An 18,098-nucleotide genomic window follows, 5' to 3' on the forward strand; every position below is an offset into this window, starting at 1 on the left:
ATCCGATGAAGGAAACGGTCGACAAGGTCGTCGACAAGGTGGTCGACGCCGTGTCGGGCGATGGATCTTCGGGTGTGGTCCCCGGCCGGCCGAGCAGCGGGACACCGTCGCCGGATGAGCCGACCGAGCCCCGGGCGCCTCTGCCGCCCAAGCCCGACCAGAGCGGCCCCGATCCCTTCACCCCGACCGGGCAACCCACCGATGTGCCGCCGGCGGCGCGGGCGCAGGGGGGCGAGTATCTGACGACGGCGCAGGGCCTGCGGGTGGCGGACACCGACCACTCGCTCAAGGCCGGCCCCCGCGGGCCGGTGCTGCTGCAGGACCATCACCTGCGCGAGAAGATCATGCATTTCGATCACGAGCGCATTCCCGAGCGCGTCGTGCACGCCCGCGGCGCCGCTGCGCACGGCGTCTTCCGTGCCTACGGCAACGCCTCGACGGTGACGAAGGCGGCGTTTCTCGCCGAGGGCGTCGAGACCCCGGTCTTCGTGCGTTTCTCGACCGTTCTCGGGTCACGGGGGTCGGCGGACACGGTGCGTGACACGCGGGGATTCGCCACGAAGTTCTACACCGGTGAGGGTGTCTTCGACCTGGTGGGCAACAACATCCCGGTGTTCTTCATCCAGGACGCGATCAAGTTTCCCGACGTCATCCACGCGGCCAAGCCGCACCCCGACCGGGAGATCCCCCAGGCCCAGAGCGCGCACGACACGTTCTGGGACTTCGTGTCCCTGCACACCGAGGCCACCCACCACACCATCTGGAACATGTCCGACCGGGCCATTCCCCGCTCCTACCGGACGATGGAGGGTTTCGGTGTCCACACCTTCCGGCTCGTCAACGCCGAAGGGGAGACGACGCTGGTGAAGTTCCACTGGAAGCCCAAGGCCGGGGTGCACTCGCTGGTGTGGGAGGAGGCCCAGATCATCAACGGCATGGACCCGGACTTCCACCGGCGCGACCTGGCCGACGCGATCGAGGCGGGCGCCCACCCGCAGTGGGAGCTGGGTATCCAGGCGTTCCCCGACACTCCCGAGCAGACCTTCGAGGGCATCGACCTGCTGGATCCGACGAAGATCGTTCCCGAGGAGCTGGCGCCGGTTCAGCCGATCGGCCTGCTCACCCTCAACGCCAACCCGACCAACTACTTCGCCGAGACCGAGCAGGTCGCCTTCCACCCGGGTCACCTGGTACCCGGTATCGACATCACCGACGACCCGCTGCTCGCGGGGCGCCTGTTCTCGTACCTGGACACCCAGATCAGCCGGTTGGGCGGCCCCAACTTCGCGCAGATCCCGATCAACCGCCCGCACGCCCCGGTGAACGACATGCTGCGTGACGGCCTGCACCAGACGGCGGTGCACGCGGGCGTCGCCCCCTACAAGCCCAACTCCCTCGACGGCGGCTGCCCCTTCTTCGCGGGGCAGCAGCAGGGGGGTTACGTGGAGAGGCCGGTGCAGGTCGCGGGCCGGAAGGTGCGCGAGGCTCCGGCGTCGTTCGCCGACCACTTCAGCCAGCCCCGCCAGTTCTGGCTGAGCCTCACCCCGGTCGAGCGCGAGCACGTCATCTCCGCGTACACCTTCGAGCTCGGCAAGGTCTACGAGCAGCCGATCAAGGAGCGCACCCTGCGGGTGCTCGCCGAGATCGACTCGTACCTGTGCGCGCAGGTGGCCGCGGGACTGGGTCTCCCCGTGCCGGAGCCGACGGGGCCGCCGGCTCCGGTCGAGCCCAGCCCCGCGCTCTCCCAGCTCGGTCGGACCTGGCCCACCACCGGCCGGATCGTCGGCATCGTCGTCGGTGAGAACAGCGGCCTGGAGACGGTGCGCGCCGTTCGCCAGGCGATCCTGGACGGCGGCATGGTGCCGCTGGTCGTCGCCCCGGCGGGTGGAGTGCTCGGAGCGGACGGAGGCGATCCCGTCACCGTGCAGCGCACCTTCGCCACCGCCCGGTCGGTGGAGTTCGACGCCCTGCTGCTGGCCGGTGCGCCCGCACCGGGCAAGGACGCCTACGGCGCCCGGGACGCCAAGGCGGGCACCGGCACGCTCGCCGCGGGAATCGACCCGCGGGTGCTGCTGATGCTCGGCGAGGCGTTCCGCCATGCCAAGCCGCTCGGTGGCTGGGGAGACGCCGAGCGGGCGCTCACCGCCGCGGGGATCGACACCGCGGCACCCGGCGTGCTCGTCGGCGAGAGCGGCGACGGCGTGCTCGGGGAGGTCGTGCGGCTGCTGGGGCAGCACCGGGTCTGGGAACGCTTCCCCACCGCGATCGACATCACCTGACGGGAACGCTCGGGGCGAGGCGGTGGCCTCGTGGGCCGATGAGCGCGTACTCCGGCTCGTCGGCCCACGGACGGCCATCGGCCTCTCCCCGCACGCCGGTGACGCCGTATCTCCGGGCGCGCCACCTCAGGGGGCGCGTCGACCACGAGAACATTAATCCTTTTGGCGTGTTATGTCGTTTTTGTCAGGGTAAATCGACTCTGCACGATGGGAGTCGAGCCATGACAACACGAGATGGACGACGCGTCGTAGTGATCACCGGAGCCAGCGCGGGTATCGGCAGGGCCACCGCCCGCCGTTTCGCCGCCCGGGGCGATGCGGTGGCGCTGATCGCCCGAGGTGCCGACGGCCTGGAGGGGGCCGCGCGTGAGGTGCGTGAGGCGGGCGGAAAGGCGCTGGTCATCGAGGCCGACACCGCCGATCACGATCAGATCGACGCCGCCGCGGAGCGGACAGAGGACGAACTCGGTCCCATCGACGTGTGGGTGAACGTCGCCTTCGCGTCGGTGTTCGCCCCCTTCACGCAGATCACACCCGAGGAGTTCCGCCGCGCGACCGAGGTCACCTATCTCGGCTTCGTCAACGGCACGCGCGCCGCGTTGAAGCGGATGCTTCCCCGTGATCACGGTGTGGTCGTCCAGGTCGGCTCGGCACTGGCGTACCGCGGGATTCCGCTGCAGAGCGTGTACTGCGGAGCCAAGCACGCCATCCAGGGATTCAATGAGTCGCTGCGCTGCGAGTTGCTGCACGACAAAAGCGGTGTACGGGTCACCATGGTGCAGATGCCGGCGGTCAACACGCCGCAGTTCGACTGGGTGCTGTCGCGCCTGCCCGGCCATCCCCAGCCCGTTCCCCCGATCTACGAGCCCGAGATCCCGGCCGACGCCATCCTGTACGCGGCGGAGCACCCGCGGCGGCGCGAATACTGGGTGGGAGTCTCGACCGCGGCGACGCTCCTCGCCAACGCGGTGATCCCCGGCCTCCTGGACCGATACCTGGCCTGGACGGGCTACGCCTCCCAGCAGACCACCGAGGTGACCCACCGGACCTCTCCCAACCTGTGGCGTCCGGCCGACGAGGAACCCGGTACCGACGAGGGGGCGCACGGCTCCTTCGACCACAGGGCGATAACGCGCAGCCCTCAGCTCTGGGCCTCCCAGCATCACGGACTGCTCGCGGGGGCCTCGGCCCTGACGGCGGGGCTGGGCGCCCTGGCATGGGCGCACGGGCGTACGGCGAAGGGAACGAGGTGGCGCGGGCCGTTCGAGGAGCGGTCGATGCCACCGGTGCGGGCGATCGAGGTCACGCGCGCGGCATGGGGGCTGGCACTGCTGCTGGCGCCCTCGCAGGTGCTCCGCGTCCTCGGGGGGAGAAGGAGTCGCGGGGCGAAGGTCGTCGCCCGTCTGCTGGGGGCCAGGCAGCTGGGCCAGGCGGCCTGGTCGGGCCTTCGCCCCAGCCGGTCGGTGCTCGCCGGTGGCGCCGTGATCGACCTGGTGCACGCGGGCACCGCCGTGGCGCTCGGGGTGGTCGACGACCGCTGGCGCCATGTCGCGCTCTCCGACGCGGGGGTCGCCCTCGCCTGGAGCCTGGCCGGACTGCGCGACAGCGGCAGGTCGTGACGCCGGCCGCGTCACGGGAGGGTACGCGCACCGCTTAGCCCGGTTCCCCGAGCCGAGAGTGTCACCGCCGACTCCAGCAGCAGTGCGTGCACGAACGCCTGGGGCAGATTGCCGCGCGACTGCCGCTGCCCGATGTCGTACTCCTCGGTGTACAGGCCCGGTGAGCCGCACGCGGCACGGTTGCGCTCGAACCAGCGGACCGCCTCGACCTCGTCTCCGCTCTGGTAGGCGGCGAGCGCGGCCATCAGCCCGCACATCACGAAGGCACCCTCCGCCTCGCCGAGAGGCCGCTCGTCCTGCCGGAAGCGGTAGAGGTAACCGTCACGTTCGAGGTCGGTGTGTACGGCCGCACGCGTGGCGACGGTCCGCGGATCATCCGGCGCGAGGGCGCCGCGGACGGCCGGGATGAGCAGGGCCGCGTCCACTCGTCGATCGTCGAAAGCGCGCTGCCAGCGGCCGGACGGGTGGAGTCCGTGCCGTGCGGTGTGGGCCAGGACGGTATCGGCGAGGGTGCTCCAGCGAGCGGCCTGCCTGGCCGGGGCGACGTCGGCCGCCGCCTTCAGCCCGGCGACGCAGATCAGCTTGGAGTGCACCCACTGCCGCGGGGGCAACTCCCAGATTCCCGAGTCCGGCTCCCGCCACCGTCGTGCGATGGTGTCGAGCGCGCTCTCCAGGGCGTTCCAGGAGTCGATGTCCAGCCGATCCCGGCGCGCGGCGGTGGCGAGGAGCAGCAGCGCCTCGCCGAACGCGTCCAGCTGGAACTGCCCGGTCACCCGGTTGCCCACCCTGACCGACGACCCCGGGTAGCCGGGCAGGAACGGCAGCGGGCGCTCCTCGGGCACCCGGTCGCCGCCGGTGGTGTAGGCGGGGGCCAGATGAGGGCCGTCGGCGAGCAGCCGTGCGGTGACGAACGCGACCGCCGCGTCCAGCAGATCGTCGAGACCGGCGACCGCCGCCGCGCGGCCCGCGTAACACTGATCGCGGATCCAGGTGTAGCGGTAGTCGTAGTCGCGGCCTGCCTCGGCGCGCTCGGGCAACGAGGTGGTGGCCGCGGCGACCATGCCGCCGCCCGGTGTCGTCATGCCCCGCAGCACCGTGTGGGCGTGTACGGCGTCGCGGTGGGCGACGTACCCCCGCAGGGAGGGGTCGGTGACGAGCCACGACTGTTCGGTGGTGCGCCATGCCGTCACCGGATCGACGGGCGCCACGTCGAACGGCCGGCAGGCCAGCTCCAGCACGAGGTCGTGATGCCCTCCCTCGGGCACCCGCAGGTCGGCGCGTAGCTCTCCCCCCGCTCCTCGGCCGGCGTGTTCGGCACCCGTCCAGCGCAGATGGAGGTCGCCGGTGCGCCCGGTCCAGACTCCCGACTCGCGGTGCGGTTCGCGCAGGGACCGCCTGCCGAAACCCGCCCGCGGATCGAGGATCACCGTCACCCGGGCGGGGCCGTCCACGGCCCGTATCCGGCGCAGCAGCACGGCACGTTCCGGATCGGCGGGGAAGGCGAGGGCCTCGCGGCACTCGACGATGCCGTGCGAGGTCACCCACCGGCTGTGCCAGATCAGCGAGCCGTCCTCGTAGAACCCGCCCCACACGAACCGCGCGTCGACGGGTGTGACGGCGTACACGCCGCGGCCGCCGAGCAGGTTCGTGAACACGGCGTCGGAATCCCATCGCGGCACGCACAGCCAGCAGATGTCCCCGCGCGGACCGATGAGGGCACCGCGGTACCCGTCGGCGAGAAAGGCGTACTGCCGAAGCACCTGCGGAGCGAAACCCACGGTGTCCTCGCTCGTCATGGAGTCGGCCTCCCTTCTCGGCGTGTCAGGGCCGCATGGAATCGGACTCCCCTGTCTGGGGGCAGGGCGCTCACGGCCCGCTTTCCCTCCGTCGGATACGCGACGGGAGGCCGGGGTCGGCGAGACGGTTCAGCGGGCGCCCGAGCGCACCCGTTCCTGCTGCCGGTGCGCGGGGGCCGGTGGCGACCGCAACAGCACCTCGGCGAGGAGTTCGGCCAGATGAACCGGTTTCGCGTGGGTGCCGGACTCGATCTGGGTACGGCAGGAGAAGCCGTCGGCGAGAATCCTGGTCCCCTCGTCCGCCGCCCGCACGGCGGGCCACAGTCCCAGCTCGGCCACGCCGGTCGAGATCTCGTGGTGGCCGCGCTCGAAGCCGAAGTTGCCCGCGAGCCCGCAGCAGCCCACGTCCAGCACCTCGACCTGGATCCCGACGCGCTCCAGCAGCCTGGTGTCGGCCTCGAAGCCCCAGATGGCGTGCTGGTGGCAGTGCGGCTGGGCGAGCGCGCGCACTCCGGTACCCGGCGGCGGGGCGACCTGTGCCCGGTCGAGCAGCATCTCCGACAGCGACCTGATCCGGCGGCCGAGCAGCTCCACGTCCGGGTCGCCGGGCAGCAGTTCGGGCGCGTCGGAGCGCAGGACGGCGGCGCAACTCGGCTCCAGCCCGACGACCCGCATCCCCCGCCGCAGCCGGGGGGCGAGCGCCGCCGCGGTCCGGCGCAGCACGCGCCTGGCGGTGCCGAGCTGGCCGGTGGAGATCCAGGTGAGCCCGCAGCACAGCGGCACCGGCGGCACCTCGACCCGGTAGCCGTGCGCCTCCAGCAGGCGCGTCGCCGCCACGGCCGCGCCGGGACGGAAGTTGTCGGTGAAGGTGTCCGGCCACAGTACGACCGGCTCGCCCCCGTCGAGATCTCGTGGCGGCCGGTCGCGGAACCAGTCGGTGAAGCGCTCGGCGGCGAAGCGCGGCAGTTCGCGACGCCGGTCGACACCTCCGGCGAGCCGGACCAGCCCGCTCAGGCCGGGCGTGTGGGTGAGCGCGTTGACCGCTCCGGGCGCGAGGGCGGCGATCCTGGCCCACAGGGGCAGCCAGCCCATCGAGTAGTGCGCGACCGGCCGTGGTCGTCCCCGGTAGTGATGGGAGAGGAACTCGGCCTTGTAGGTGGCCATGTCCACGTGCACCGGGCACTCACCTCGGCAGCCCTTGCAGGACAGACACAGGTCGAGCGCGTCGTGCACCGCCCTGGAGCGCCAGCCGCCGGTGACCGTCTCGCCGCGCATCATCTCCATCAGGATGCGGGCCCGGCCCCGGGTGCTGTGTCGCTCCTCCCGGGTGACCCGGTAGCTGGGGCACATCACCCCGCCGGAGTCGGAGCGGCACTTGCCGACGCCGACGCAGCGGGCGGCGGCGTGGGTGAACCGGTGGTGGTCGTCCGGGTAGTCGAAGTACGTCTTCGGCTCGGCGGGGTGATAGTCAAGGTGGTCGAGGTTCTCGTCCAGCCGGTACGGATCGACGATCTTGCCGGGGTTCATCCGCCCTTCCGGGTCCCAGATCCGCTTGAAGACACCGAACAGTCCGACGACCTCGGGGCCGAACATGATCGGCAGCAGCTCGCCCCGTGACTGCCCGTCGCCGTGCTCGCCGGACAGCGATCCGCCGTAGGAGGCGACGAGGCGCGCGGCGTCCTGCGCGAATCCGCGATACTTCGCCACTCCCTCGGGGTCGTCCAGGTCGAACGGTATCCGGGTGTGCACACACCCCTGCCCGAAATGCCCGTAGAGAGAGGAGTTGTGGTAGCCGAAGCGGTTCAGCAGCGCCTGGAAGTCGCGCAGGTAGTCGCCGAGCCGCTCCGGCGGGACGGCCGCGTCCTCCCAGCCCTCGTGGGTGTCGGGATTGTCGGGTGGGTAGGCGGTCACGCCCAGCCCGGCCTCGCGGATCCTCCACACCCGCTCCTCTTCCGCGGGGTCGTCCAGATAGGTGGTGTGCGCGCCCGCGGCCTCGCCGAGCAGCCTCCTGGCCCGCTCGTCGGCCTCCTCGCGGGTGTCGCCGCCGAACCGCACCATCAGCCACCCCGACCCTTCTGGCAGCCTGTCCAGTACCTCCTGCCCGGCGACGTGTTCGACCCTGGCCAGGTCCATCAGTTCGTGGTCGAGCCCCTCCAGCGCCAGCGGCCGGTGCTTCACGATCTTCGGCACCGCGTCGCCCGCCGTGGCGATGTCGGGGTAGCCCAGCACCGCCAGCGACTGGAACCGGGGCACCGGGAAGAGTCCGATCTCCGCGTGCAGCACCGTGATCAGCGTCGACTCGCTGCCCACCAGCGCGCGGGCCACGTTGAAGCCGTTCTCCGGCAGCAGCGAGTCCAGGTTGTAGCCCGAGACGCGGCGCGGGATCTTCGGGTAGCGGGTCCGGATCAGCGCGAGGTTCTCGTCGCGCAGCCTTCGCATCGCCCGGTAGATCTCCGCCCGGCGCCCGCCCAGCGTGAGGATGCGCTCGTACTCCTCCTCGGAGGTCTCCCCCACCCACATCCGCAGGCCGTCGTAGGTGAGCACCTCCAGCCGGATCACCGAGTCGGCCATCTTCCCGTACGCCTGTGCCGAGGCGCCGCACGAGTTGTTGCCGATCATCCCGCCGATGGTGCAGGTGTCGTGGGTGGAGGGCTTGGGGCCGACCATCAGGTGCCGGTCGGCGAGTTCGGCGTTGAGGTCGTCCAGGCAGACGCCGGGCTCGACCAGGGCCCGCTCGCCGTCCACCGACAGCAGTCGCGTGCAGTACTTCGACCAGTCGATCACCACGCCCTCGTTGCAGCACTGCCCGGCCAGGCTGGTTCCCCCGCCCCGGGAGTGCACCGGCGTCCGGTGCTCGTGGCAGACGCGCACGGCCTCGGCCCCGGCCTCCACGGTGCGGGGTACCACGACCACGGACGGGGTCTGGCGGTAGTTCGAGGAATCGTGGGCGTAGGCGGCGAGCGACCCCTCGTCGCATCGCACCTCCCCGTCCACCCGGGTTCTGAGGTTGCGATAAAGGGACACAAATCGCTACATACCCGACATAATTCACATTACGGTGAAAAAAGGTAATTTTCCGGCGTGGAGTTTTTTCGTTTCCGCCGGGATCGGGGTGTGCCCTCGGACCTTACCGCCGCTGAAAGCCATACCTGGTCGGACACCGGGCGGACGCCGTCAGCCGACCCGGTACGGTTCGGCGTCGGCGTCGCGCAGGCTCAGCCCGTGTCCCGGCGCGTCCCGGCGAAGCCGCAACAGCCCGTCGTCCGGGTCGAGGGTCCCGTCGAAGAACATCGTCTCGATCCGCGCGTGGTCGTGGAACCACTCCAGGTGGCGCAGGTTGGGAACGGCCGCGGCGGCGTGCGCGTGCAGGTGCGGCGCGCAGTGTCCGGACAGCTGCAGGCCGTACGAGGCGGCGACGGCGGCGACCCGCAGCCACTCGCTGATCCCGCCGCAGCGCGACACGTCGGCCTGCAGGCAGTCCACCGCCCTCGCCTGGCACATCCGCCGGAAATAGGTGAGGTCACCGCCGTACTCCCCGGCGGTGACCTCGGGCGACACGGCGGCGCGGACCTCGCGCAGCCCGTCGAGGTCGTCGGAGGAGACGGGCTCCTCCAGCCAGCGCACATCCAGCCCGGCCGCCTCCCCCATCACCCGGACGGCCTGCTTGACGGTGTAGCCGCCGTTGGCGTCCACGAACAGCTCGACGTCCGCACCCACGATCTTCCTGGACAGGCGCATCCGCTCCAGGTCGCGACCCGGGTTCGCGCCCCAGGACTCCCCGATCTTGATCTTCACGCGGGGGATCCGCCGTTCCTGGGTCCAGTGGGCGAGCTGGCGGGTGAGCGCGCCGTCGTCGTAGGTGGTGAAGCCGCCGCTGCCGTAGACCGGGACCTCCTCGCGGGCCGCGCCGATGAGCCGGTGCAGCGGCAGGTCCAGCAGGCGGGCCTTGAGGTCCCACAGTGCCACGTCCACGGCGGAGAGCGCGTACCCGGCCACCCCCTGCCTGCCGTCGTTGCGCACCGCGCGGACCATGGCCTGCCAGGCGCCGGTGATGTCCAGCGCCGCGCGGCCCCGCACCGCCGGGGCGAGCCGGTCGCCGATCACGGCGGCGCAGGCGGCCGGCCCGTACGTCCAGCCAAGTCCGGTGCCGCCACCGGCCCGCACCCGCGCCAGCACGATCGTGGTCGAGTCCCAGGCCAGCGTCCCGTCGGCCTCGGGCGCGTCCGTCGGGACGGTGTAGGCGCTCGCCTCGACCGCATCGACGAGCGGGCCGGTCACGGGCCGCTCACCCGCCGCCGTCGCGGTGCGGAAGGAACTCCTGCATCTTGGTCCTGATCCCCTCCCGCAGGACGCCCCAACGGTTCTCGTCACCCCGAAGAAGCGCCTCGGCGGAGTCCTTCATCTGCTCGAAGGTCGCGTGCGGCGGGATCGGAGGCACGTCAGGATCGACGTACACGTCCAGGAGGACGGGCCGGTCGGCACCCAGCGCACGTTCCCAGGCCGGCGCGACCTGTTCGGGGCTGTCGACGGTGAACGCCCCCATGCCCAGGCTCGCGGCGAAGGCGGCGTAGTCCACGTCCGGCAGGGTCTGCGACTGGGGGAACTTGGGCGAACCCTGCATGGCGCGCATCTCCCAGGTGACCTGGTTGAGGTCGTTGTTGTGCAGCACCGCGACGATCAGCCGCGGGTCGGACCAGTCGCGCCAGTAGTGCTTGACGGTGATCAGCTCGGCCAGGCCGTTCATCTGCATCGCCCCGTCACCGGCGAACACGATCACCGGGCGGTCCGGGTGGGCGAACTTGGCGCCGATCCCGTACGGCACGCCCGGCCCCATGGTGGCCAGCGTGCCCGACAGCGAACCACGCACGCCGTCACGGAAGCGCAGGTTGCGGGCGTACCAGTTGGCGGCCGAGCCGGAGTCGGCGGTGACGATCGCGTCGGCGGGCAGCAGCGGGGACAGTTCGTGGAACAGGCGCATCGGATTGACCGGCTTGGCCTCGACCATCGCCTCCATCCGCATGGTCTCCCACCACCGCTCGACGCCGGCCTCGATGCTCTCGCGCCAGGAGCGGTCCTGCTTGGGTTTCAGCAGCGGGATGAGGGCCCGCAGGGTGGTCGCGGCGTCGCCGACCAGGTTCACCTCGTACGGGTAGCGCATGCCGATCAGCTTGGGGTCGATGTCGATCTGCACCGCCCGCGCCTGGTCCAGGTCCGGCAGGAACTGGGTGTAGGGGAAGCTGGAGCCGACGGTGAGCAGCGTGTCGCAGCCCTTCATCATCTCGTAGCTCGGCCGGGTGCCCAGCAGCCCGATGGAGCCGGTCACGTACGGCAGCTCGTCCGAGAGCACGTCCTTGCCCAGCAGTGCCTTGGCCACGCCCGCCCCCAGCAGTTCGGCGACCTCCATGAGCTCCGCACGGGCACTTCGAGCGCCGGAACCGGCCAGGATCGCGACTCTCTCACCGGCGTTGAGCAGGTCGGCGGCGTAGTGGAGCGCCGCGTCGTCAGGAAAGATCTTCGGCCAGTCGATGCCCAGGCTGGAGGGCACCATCTTGAACTCGTGGCCCGGCGGGGTGTACTCGAGTTCCTGTACGTCGGCGGGCAGGATGATCGCGGTCGGGGCCCGCTCGGCAAGTGCCACGCGGATCGCCCGGTCCAGCACGTTCGGCAGTTGCTCGGGCACGGTGACCATCTGCACGTACTCGCCGGCCACGTCCTTGTAGAGCGAGAGGAGGTCGACCTCCTGCTGGTAGGAGCCGCCCATCGCGCTGCGGTTGGTCTGGCCGACGATCGCGAGCACCGGGACGTGGTCGAGCTTGGCGTCGTAGAGACCGTTGAGCAGGTGGATCGCGCCCGGTCCCGAGGTCGCCGCGCAGACCCCGAGGCGCCTGCCGAACTTGGCATAGCCGACCGCCTCGAACGCGCTCATCTCCTCGTGCCGCGCCTGGACGAACACCGGCCGGTCCCCGGCCCGTCCCCACGCGGCGAGCAGGCCGTTGATGCCGTCGCCCGGATAGCCGAAAATCCTCTGGACCCCCCACTCGCGCAGGCGTTCCAGCACATAGTCGGCAACGGTCGTCGAAGTCATCGGTCATCCCCCCTTGGTCGGGATACAGGCGGCCGACCGCTCTCACCCCGTCTCTCGCCCACCTCGCCGGTCTGCTCCGGGCCGGCCGGTCGTCCCGGGGTTCCCGTGGGATCCGGGTGTCCTCCCGTCGGCCGCCGGTCGTCGGAGCTCAGCGGCGCCGGGGTCCGGACCTGGTGGGACCGCCCCTGCGCAGGGTCGCCAGCCACTCCCCGGTGACCAGCGCGTAGGCGGCGGCCAGCGCGGTCAGCGCGATGCCCGCCAGGAAGAGCGGCCACCTCTGGGAGATCCCGGCCCCGAGGGTGAGCGCCAGCAGGATGACGAAAGCGATGCAGGAGACGATCAGCCGGGCGTTCGGCGGTTTCCTCATGACCCTCCTCCCGGCCGGTGGTGCCGTCGGTCATCTTTCCTGCTGCTCCCCTACCCCGACCAGCGTCAAACCACCACAAAAGCTGACATATAACTCAATTGGCTTGTTTGTCGACACCCGCTTCGTGATCCGGGGGTCCGGCGGCGGGTGCGCCGATCAGCGGACGCAGTCCGGCTCCTCGTGCCCGAAAGGTCCAGCGGTGGTGGCGAGCCGAATTCGGCCGGTGCCCGCATGTCCGGAAGGCGTTGGGGCACGGACCGGACAAGGGCACGAACGACGAAAGGATCAAGGAAAGGGGATCGTCATGCCTCGGGGATCGAGTCCCAAGCGGGAACGACAGTACAAGCACATCAAGGAGAGCGCACGCGAGCGCGGCGAGAGCGAGAAGCGGGCGACCGAGATCGCGGCCCGCACGGTGAACAAGGAGCGGGCGAGGGCCGGTGAGTCGCGGACCGCGAGCCGTACCTCGACCCAGGACATCTCCTCCTCCCGGCGCGGCGGGCTGCGTTCGCACTCGGGTGCGGGTGGCCGGACGCGGGACCAGCTGTACGCCGAGGCCAAGCGCCGCAACGTCAAGGGGCGTTCGAAGATGACGAAGGCCCAGTTGGAGAAGGCGGTCGGCTAGTGATCGGCCGTTAGGGCCCGGTCGGCGTCGGGCGCGACGGCGAGGCGGTCGTCCTGAAGACCGGTGCCACGCGGACCGCGGTTTCGACGGTGCTCGTCGAGAACACCGTTGACATCGTCCGGGGGCCGTTGGCGCCGGTCAGGGATGCCCTGGAAGATCCTGGGATGTCCCGGGATCTTGGTATGCCGTGGGGTGCCGGGGGATGCCCGGGATATCGGGGACGCGGCCGTCGGGTGCGAGGTGAAGGCCCGTGCGCCGGGCGAATGCGGGCCACGGTGTCCGAGCTCGGGCGTGCGGTTTGGTGAATCTCCGCCGGATGGAAGGAAGCGGTGCGGCCATGCCGTTCCCCATGGGATGTCATTCTCTGTTCGGGGAATTCCGCACGAGTGTCACGGTCGCATGGCCGGGGGATTTATATGAGATGCAATCTCAGTGGTGCGGCGATATGTTGAAAATTGTTGTACGTGCATAATGTCGATCCTATGATGACTTGAGTTATGGATCCGTGCGGGGACATTGAGGCCGAAACTCGGGATTCGGCCATGTTTCCTGACGTGCCGGACGATCTCGCATCGACCTCGATCCGTGCGAGCCCGGCCGTGGACGTGCCCGCCCCTGCCACCGTCTTCGGGGTGTGGTCCGGCCGGCGGCTCGCCGACCGGTGGACATTCGCGTCGAACAGTTCATATCCGGGGGAGGGTGCATGACGGACGATCAACCCATGCAGTCCGGGGAGCCTTCACGAATCAGCGCCTATCGCATTGTCCGGAGGATCGGGGAGGGCGGGCAGGGCGTCGTCTATCTGGGTGAGGCGGATTCCGGCACTCCTGTTGCCGTAAAGCTCTTCCATATCCGGCTCGGCAGGGACAGCGCCGTCCGTGATGACTTCGAACGTGAGCTGAAAGTCGCGAAACGGGTCGCCCGTTTTTGTACGGCACAGGTGCTGGATTTCGGCATCTGGGGAAACCACCCGTACATCGTGAGCGAGTACGTCCCTGGCCGTTCGCTCCAGGAGGTGGTGACCGAGGAGGGGCCGCGCTCGGGCAGCGCCCTGGAGCGCCTGGCCATCGGTACGGCCACCGCACTGGTCGCCCTGCACGACGCCGGAATCGTCCATCGGGATTTCAAGCCGCAGAACGTGCTGATCGGCCCGGACGGGCCCCGGGTCATCGACTTCGGCATCGCCCGGGACCTCGCGGTGACCGGTGCGGTGACCAGCAGGGTCGTGGGAACGCCCGCCTACATGGCACCCGAGCAACTGAGCGCCGGTCGGCCCGGTCTCGCCCTGGACGTGTTCGCCTGGGCCTCCACCATCGCCTTCGCGGCGACGGGCCGTCCGCCGTTCGGCGACGACGCCATCCCCGTGATCATCAACAGGATCGTGAACCTCGATCCCGACCTCGACGGGATCGAGACACCGCTGCGGGACCTGCTCGCCGCGTGCCTCGCCAAGGACCCCGGCCGAAGGCCCACGGCGCAGCAGATCCTCGATCGGCTGGTGCGCGGAAACGGGGCCGCTCCCGTCGACTCACGGGAGACCTCCGCCGTCGACCGACCGGACGCCCCCACGGGAGACGGCGCTTCGCGATCACCGGTCCGAGATGGGACGCCCGGTTCGCCGGGCGGGAACGGCGGAGGTGGCTCGCCGGTCAGGGATAGGGAGTCGAGTCTCCCGAGCGGGGGCGGAGCGGTGGGTTCGCCGAGCGGAGCGGTGGATTTGCCGGGCGGAGTGGCGGGTTCGCCGGGCGGAGCGGATGCTTCCGGCGTCATGGGCGCCGCCACGGACCCGGACACGCTCAAAAGGCGCGGGAAGAGGCGTACGACGGTCCTCGCGGTAGCCGCCGCCGTGGTCGTCGTGGGAGTCGCCGGGGCCTTCGTCGCTCTGGTGCCCGTCGGGGACTCGACCGTGCCGGTGGCCGGCGGGCCGCGGACCTCGTCGGCGCCGACCGGTGGGACAGGAACGATCGACGAGTCGGAAACGAGCGGTGGGACAGGAACGATCGGGGAGGCAGAAACGAGCGGTGGGACAGGAACGCCGAGGGACGTCGCGGGCCCCATCTGGGCCTCCATCGGTGTGGGGACCGTCTCTCCGGAGGCGGTTCCCACATCATCGGTGTCCGATCCCGTCGCGAGCAGCCGCCCCGCGACGAAACCGGCGGTGCCCCAGCCCTCCCGCGAACCCTCCACCCGTACCGAACCTTCGAGCGGAGACTCGCGCCCCGGACGCTCGTCGCCCGAACCGACGCGGCTCGTCGAGCTCGGTCCCGGCCATTTCACCGAATACTGCAGGACGATCGGCTGGGAGTGGGTGGAATACCGGAAAACTCCCACGCCGGGGGCGTACTGCGTCATGCGGAAGGGAGACCGGACCATGTATCTGACCCAGGCCAAACGTGACGCCGGCTGCCGGTGGCGGTTCGACGAGCCGAAGGCCGTCCACCGTTTCAAGAACAGTTCGAACTACTGCTACGTCTCCCGCTGACGAGGCCGCGAGCGGTATGTGTACGGTCTGCTGAGCAATGGGCGGGTAAATCGATGGAACGGGGGCGGGTCCGTCAGGGCGCGGAACCGGCGTTTTCTCCGGGGCGCGGTGGGCACAGGGGCGATATGCGCTCAAAAATGGATGATTCGGTCACGGTGACCTCCTGTGAGGACGGGCCGCTGCTGATCCGAGGGCCGTTCACCCTGCTCACTCAGGACGGGGCCGTCATCGATCCCGGCCGGACGACGGTGGCGCTGTGCCGTTGTGGCCTGTCCGCTTCCAAGCCGTTCTGCGACGGCTCGCACAAGCGGGCCGGTTTCCGGGCCGCGAGCGAGCCGGACGCGGCGGCCTGAGCAGACCTCTGAGTCTGAGCACACGTCTGAGTCTGGGTAGACGTCTGAGCAGGTGTCCGAGCGCGCCTCTGAGCACGCGTCCGAGCGCGCCTTCTGAGCAGGCGGGGCGGGTGGGCGGCGGCCGGTATCCGGCGTCCGGCGTAGAAGACGCCGCCGCGCAGAAATCGGGTCGCGAGGGCGAGCCAGCTGCAGACGGCCCGTTCCAGCAGCCATACCGGGGCGAACAGCGCGGCGGTGAAGGGAAAGACCTGTGGCCCGCCCGCGCGGCGACGACCGATCTCGGCCAGGCCCACCGCCAGCCCGGCCCCGGCCAGGGCCGGTCCGGGGCGCCGTCGTAGCAGCGCGACGGCGAGAGCGGGTGCGATGGCGAGAAAGAACGCCATCCTGGCCGGCTGCGCGAGGTCGTCATAGGCCTGGCGAACCCGCTGGGACCAGAAATGGCGCGGATCGGGCGGCAGGCGGCGAACGTAGAGATCGAGCGGGCGATCCTCCCGGCCTCCGTGGGCGCGGACGGTGCGGATCAGCTCAAGGTTTTCGAACAGGACGTCCCCGTCGTAGCCGCCCATCGCGAGGAAGGTCGAGCGGCGCACCCCGAACGTGCCGGGATAGTCGGCGCCGAAACCGCGGTTGAGCAGGGTGCGGGCGGTGTCCCAGCGGGCGTGCCAGGGCATCGGATCGAAGTGGTTCTGCGGGCGTACCAGGTCGGCGTTCCTCAGCAGGGCGTCGATCCTGGCCAGTTCGCCCTCGCCGTAGCGGACGTCGTCGTCGGCGATGACCACGTGCTCCGCGCGGGCCAGGCGCAACCCGGTGATCACCCCGTTGACCTTGCCGTTGGCGAAGTCGAGGTCACCGTCGGGCCGTACGTGCAGCGCGAGGCCCTCCCAGCGGGCGGCGTGCCGGGCGAACAGCGCGGCGGGTGAGCCGTCGACGACGATGACGCGGACGAGCGGGCGCAGCCGGCGCAGGTAGGCGGTGAACTCCTCAAGACCGGCGTCGTCACTCCAGCGCAGCGGCAGCACGTAGTCCACGCCGGGGTCCACGCCGGGGTCCACGCCGGGGACCACGCCGGGGTCCACGCCGGGGTCCACGCCGGGGTCCACGCCGGGGTCCACGCCGGGGTTCATATCGAGGGCCACATCGGGGTCCATGTCGGGGTCCGTCTCCGTGTCGGGGTTCGTCAGCGGCTCTCCGCCATCACGTTCGTCTCGCGCAGTGAGGAGGCACCGCACCGCCAGTGATCCATGACGTGCTCGGCGAAGAGCCGATCGAGGGTGAGGGCGCAGGCCGCTCCGTACAGGACGTCGCCGGCCCGCGAGGGGTGCTCGCGGACGAAGCCGCCGCACATGTCGTGCGCGGCGATCTGCTCGTGGACGGCGTCCGCCTGTACGTGCTCGTCGTAGAAGCGCCTCGCGGCCTCGTCGCCGCCCAGCCTGCGCAGTCCGGTGGAGTAGCGGCGGTTGGGGGCCGAGGAGGTCATCTCGAACGCCGCCAGGTGGCCGAGCAGCGCCCCGAGGTGGCGTCGGTGAAGACCGAAGAGCGACATGGTGTTGGAGATCGCCAGTGTGATCGCCGGGACCCGGTCGAGGTAGGCGCCGTAGGAGTCGTCCAGGCCCAGCCCGCGCATGGTGGCCCGAAACAGCTCGGAATGCATCTTCTCGACGCGCCCGCCGCCGTACTCGTCCGCCTGGATCTCCACCAGCGCCGCCTTGGGGCGGCCGTCCAGCCGGGGGATCGCCCAGGTGTGCGGATCGGCCTCCTTGAGGTGGTAGATCGACCGGTGCGTGACGAACTCGCGGAACTGCTCCAGATCGGCTCGCCGGGCGAGGAAGGCCGACAGGGAGGGGCCGTCGTCGGCGGTCACCAGTTCGGCCAGGGCACGTCGCACGGGCACGTCCGGTGGGCACGGCGGGCGGGGTACGGCTCGCGCGAGACCGTTCTCCAACCGTCGCTCCAGCACCTTCCTCATCGCCAGCAGCGACGGTTCCCATTCCCACTCCTCGTCCACCTCCTCGAAGCCCCGGTAGTGCAGCTCGTAGCAGGTGAAGAGCGCCAGCTGGAGATCCTCGTCGGCGATGGCGGGAGTTTCGGCCGGTGCCGGCGGTGGGTCGAAGGGGTGGGGCGGACGCCTCAGCCGTTCGAAGAGCGCGGCGGTAAGGGGACCCCGAGGCGTGGGAAGCTGCATCACGATCTCCCGTGTCGGCGAAAGGCTGCGGGTGGAAGGGGGGGTGATGGACCGGTGGAGCTTCAGGTTCCCGAGGGGTCTCTCCCCGCGAGGCCGCGCGGCGGGCTCTCCGGCCTGGTGGATGAATGGGTCCCGATGTGCATGCCGCCGTCTGTAGATATGTGGCCGTATATCGACTTATCGAACACCCGTACCATATGTCCCTGATGCCCTCATCTTTACCGAGCTAACCTCCCGGCGGTGCAAGCCGTGAGGAGAGTCGCGGCCGAAGGGAGGAGCGATCAGGGTGAACACCGTCATCCCAGGTGAC

General features: G+C 70.5%; 11 protein-coding genes and 1 pseudogene. 5 read left to right on the forward strand and 7 right to left on the reverse strand.

Translation table 11 applies throughout. The features are described 5' to 3' along the window. Positions 1–5: 5 nt before the first annotated feature. Both ABT352_RS02515 and ABT352_RS02520 read left to right on the forward strand, forming a co-directional pair. Positions 6–2,279, forward strand: a complete 2,274-nt coding sequence (locus ABT352_RS02515) for a catalase (RefSeq protein ID WP_502992755.1) — start codon at positions 6–8, stop codon at positions 2,277–2,279. A 221-nt stretch (positions 2,280–2,500) separates the two neighbouring features. Further along, entirely contained in the window at positions 2,501–3,898 is a 1,398-nt protein-coding gene (locus ABT352_RS02520; protein ID WP_350941907.1) for an SDR family oxidoreductase, read from the forward strand. Between the two features lie 11 nt (positions 3,899–3,909). Here ABT352_RS02520 and ABT352_RS02525 read toward each other — a convergent pair whose 3' ends face one another. The 5 genes from ABT352_RS02525 to ABT352_RS02545 form a co-directional block, all read right to left on the reverse strand. Continuing rightward, complete coding sequence (locus ABT352_RS02525; RefSeq protein ID WP_350941908.1) at positions 3,910–5,694, reverse strand: glycoside hydrolase family 15 protein; 1,785 nt, start codon at positions 5,692–5,694, stop codon at positions 3,910–3,912. Positions 5,695–5,823: 129 nt separating this feature from the next. Then, the gene (locus ABT352_RS02530) at positions 5,824–8,676 is read right to left on the reverse strand and encodes an FAD-binding and (Fe-S)-binding domain-containing protein (protein WP_350941909.1); all 2,853 of its coding nucleotides are present in this window, start codon (positions 8,674–8,676) and stop codon (positions 5,824–5,826) included. A 192-nt stretch (positions 8,677–8,868) separates the two neighbouring features. After that, complete coding sequence (locus ABT352_RS02535) at positions 8,869–9,972, reverse strand: enolase C-terminal domain-like protein (RefSeq protein WP_350941911.1); 1,104 nt, start codon at positions 9,970–9,972, stop codon at positions 8,869–8,871. Between the two features lie 7 nt (positions 9,973–9,979). Beyond that, the gene (locus ABT352_RS02540; RefSeq protein ID WP_350941913.1) at positions 9,980–11,779 is read right to left on the reverse strand and encodes a thiamine pyrophosphate-requiring protein; all 1,800 of its coding nucleotides are present in this window, start codon (positions 11,777–11,779) and stop codon (positions 9,980–9,982) included. 148 nt (positions 11,780–11,927) lie between these two features. Beyond that, the gene (locus ABT352_RS02545) at positions 11,928–12,146 is read right to left on the reverse strand and encodes a hypothetical protein (protein WP_350941914.1); all 219 of its coding nucleotides are present in this window, start codon (positions 12,144–12,146) and stop codon (positions 11,928–11,930) included. Positions 12,147–12,450: 304 nt separating this feature from the next. Here ABT352_RS02545 and ABT352_RS02550 point away from each other — a divergent pair, with 304 nt between their 5' ends. The 3 genes and pseudogenes from ABT352_RS02550 to ABT352_RS02560 all read left to right on the forward strand — a co-directional run. Then, complete coding sequence (locus tag ABT352_RS02550) at positions 12,451–12,771, forward strand: plasmid stabilization protein (RefSeq protein WP_350941915.1); 321 nt, start codon at positions 12,451–12,453, stop codon at positions 12,769–12,771. A gap of 703 nt (positions 12,772–13,474) precedes the next feature. After that, positions 13,475–15,253, forward strand: coding sequence for a serine/threonine-protein kinase (locus ABT352_RS02555; RefSeq protein WP_350941916.1), 1,779 nt, complete (start codon positions 13,475–13,477; stop codon positions 15,251–15,253). A gap of 137 nt (positions 15,254–15,390) precedes the next feature. Further along, positions 15,391–15,501: pseudogene (locus tag ABT352_RS02560) on the forward strand (hypothetical protein); the annotation flags it as partial. Here the strand turns inward: ABT352_RS02560 and ABT352_RS02565 are convergent. Both ABT352_RS02565 and ABT352_RS02570 read right to left on the reverse strand, forming a co-directional pair. Continuing rightward, the gene (locus tag ABT352_RS02565) at positions 15,465–16,754 is read right to left on the reverse strand and encodes a glycosyltransferase family 2 protein (protein ID WP_350941918.1); all 1,290 of its coding nucleotides are present in this window, start codon (positions 16,752–16,754) and stop codon (positions 15,465–15,467) included. The pseudogene ABT352_RS02560 and the gene ABT352_RS02565 sit on opposite strands and share 37 nt — an antisense overlap. Before the next feature lie 29 nt (positions 16,755–16,783). Continuing rightward, positions 16,784–17,788 carry an iron-containing redox enzyme family protein gene (locus tag ABT352_RS02570; RefSeq protein ID WP_350941920.1) on the reverse strand — a complete coding sequence of 335 codons (1,005 nt, stop codon included), beginning with the start codon at positions 17,786–17,788 and terminating at the stop codon, positions 16,784–16,786. Positions 17,789–18,098: the final 310 nt, after the last annotated feature.

Source organism: Streptosporangium sp. NPDC000563 (genome assembly GCF_040299985.1).
Classification (GTDB): domain Bacteria; phylum Actinomycetota; class Actinomycetes; order Streptosporangiales; family Streptosporangiaceae; genus Streptosporangium.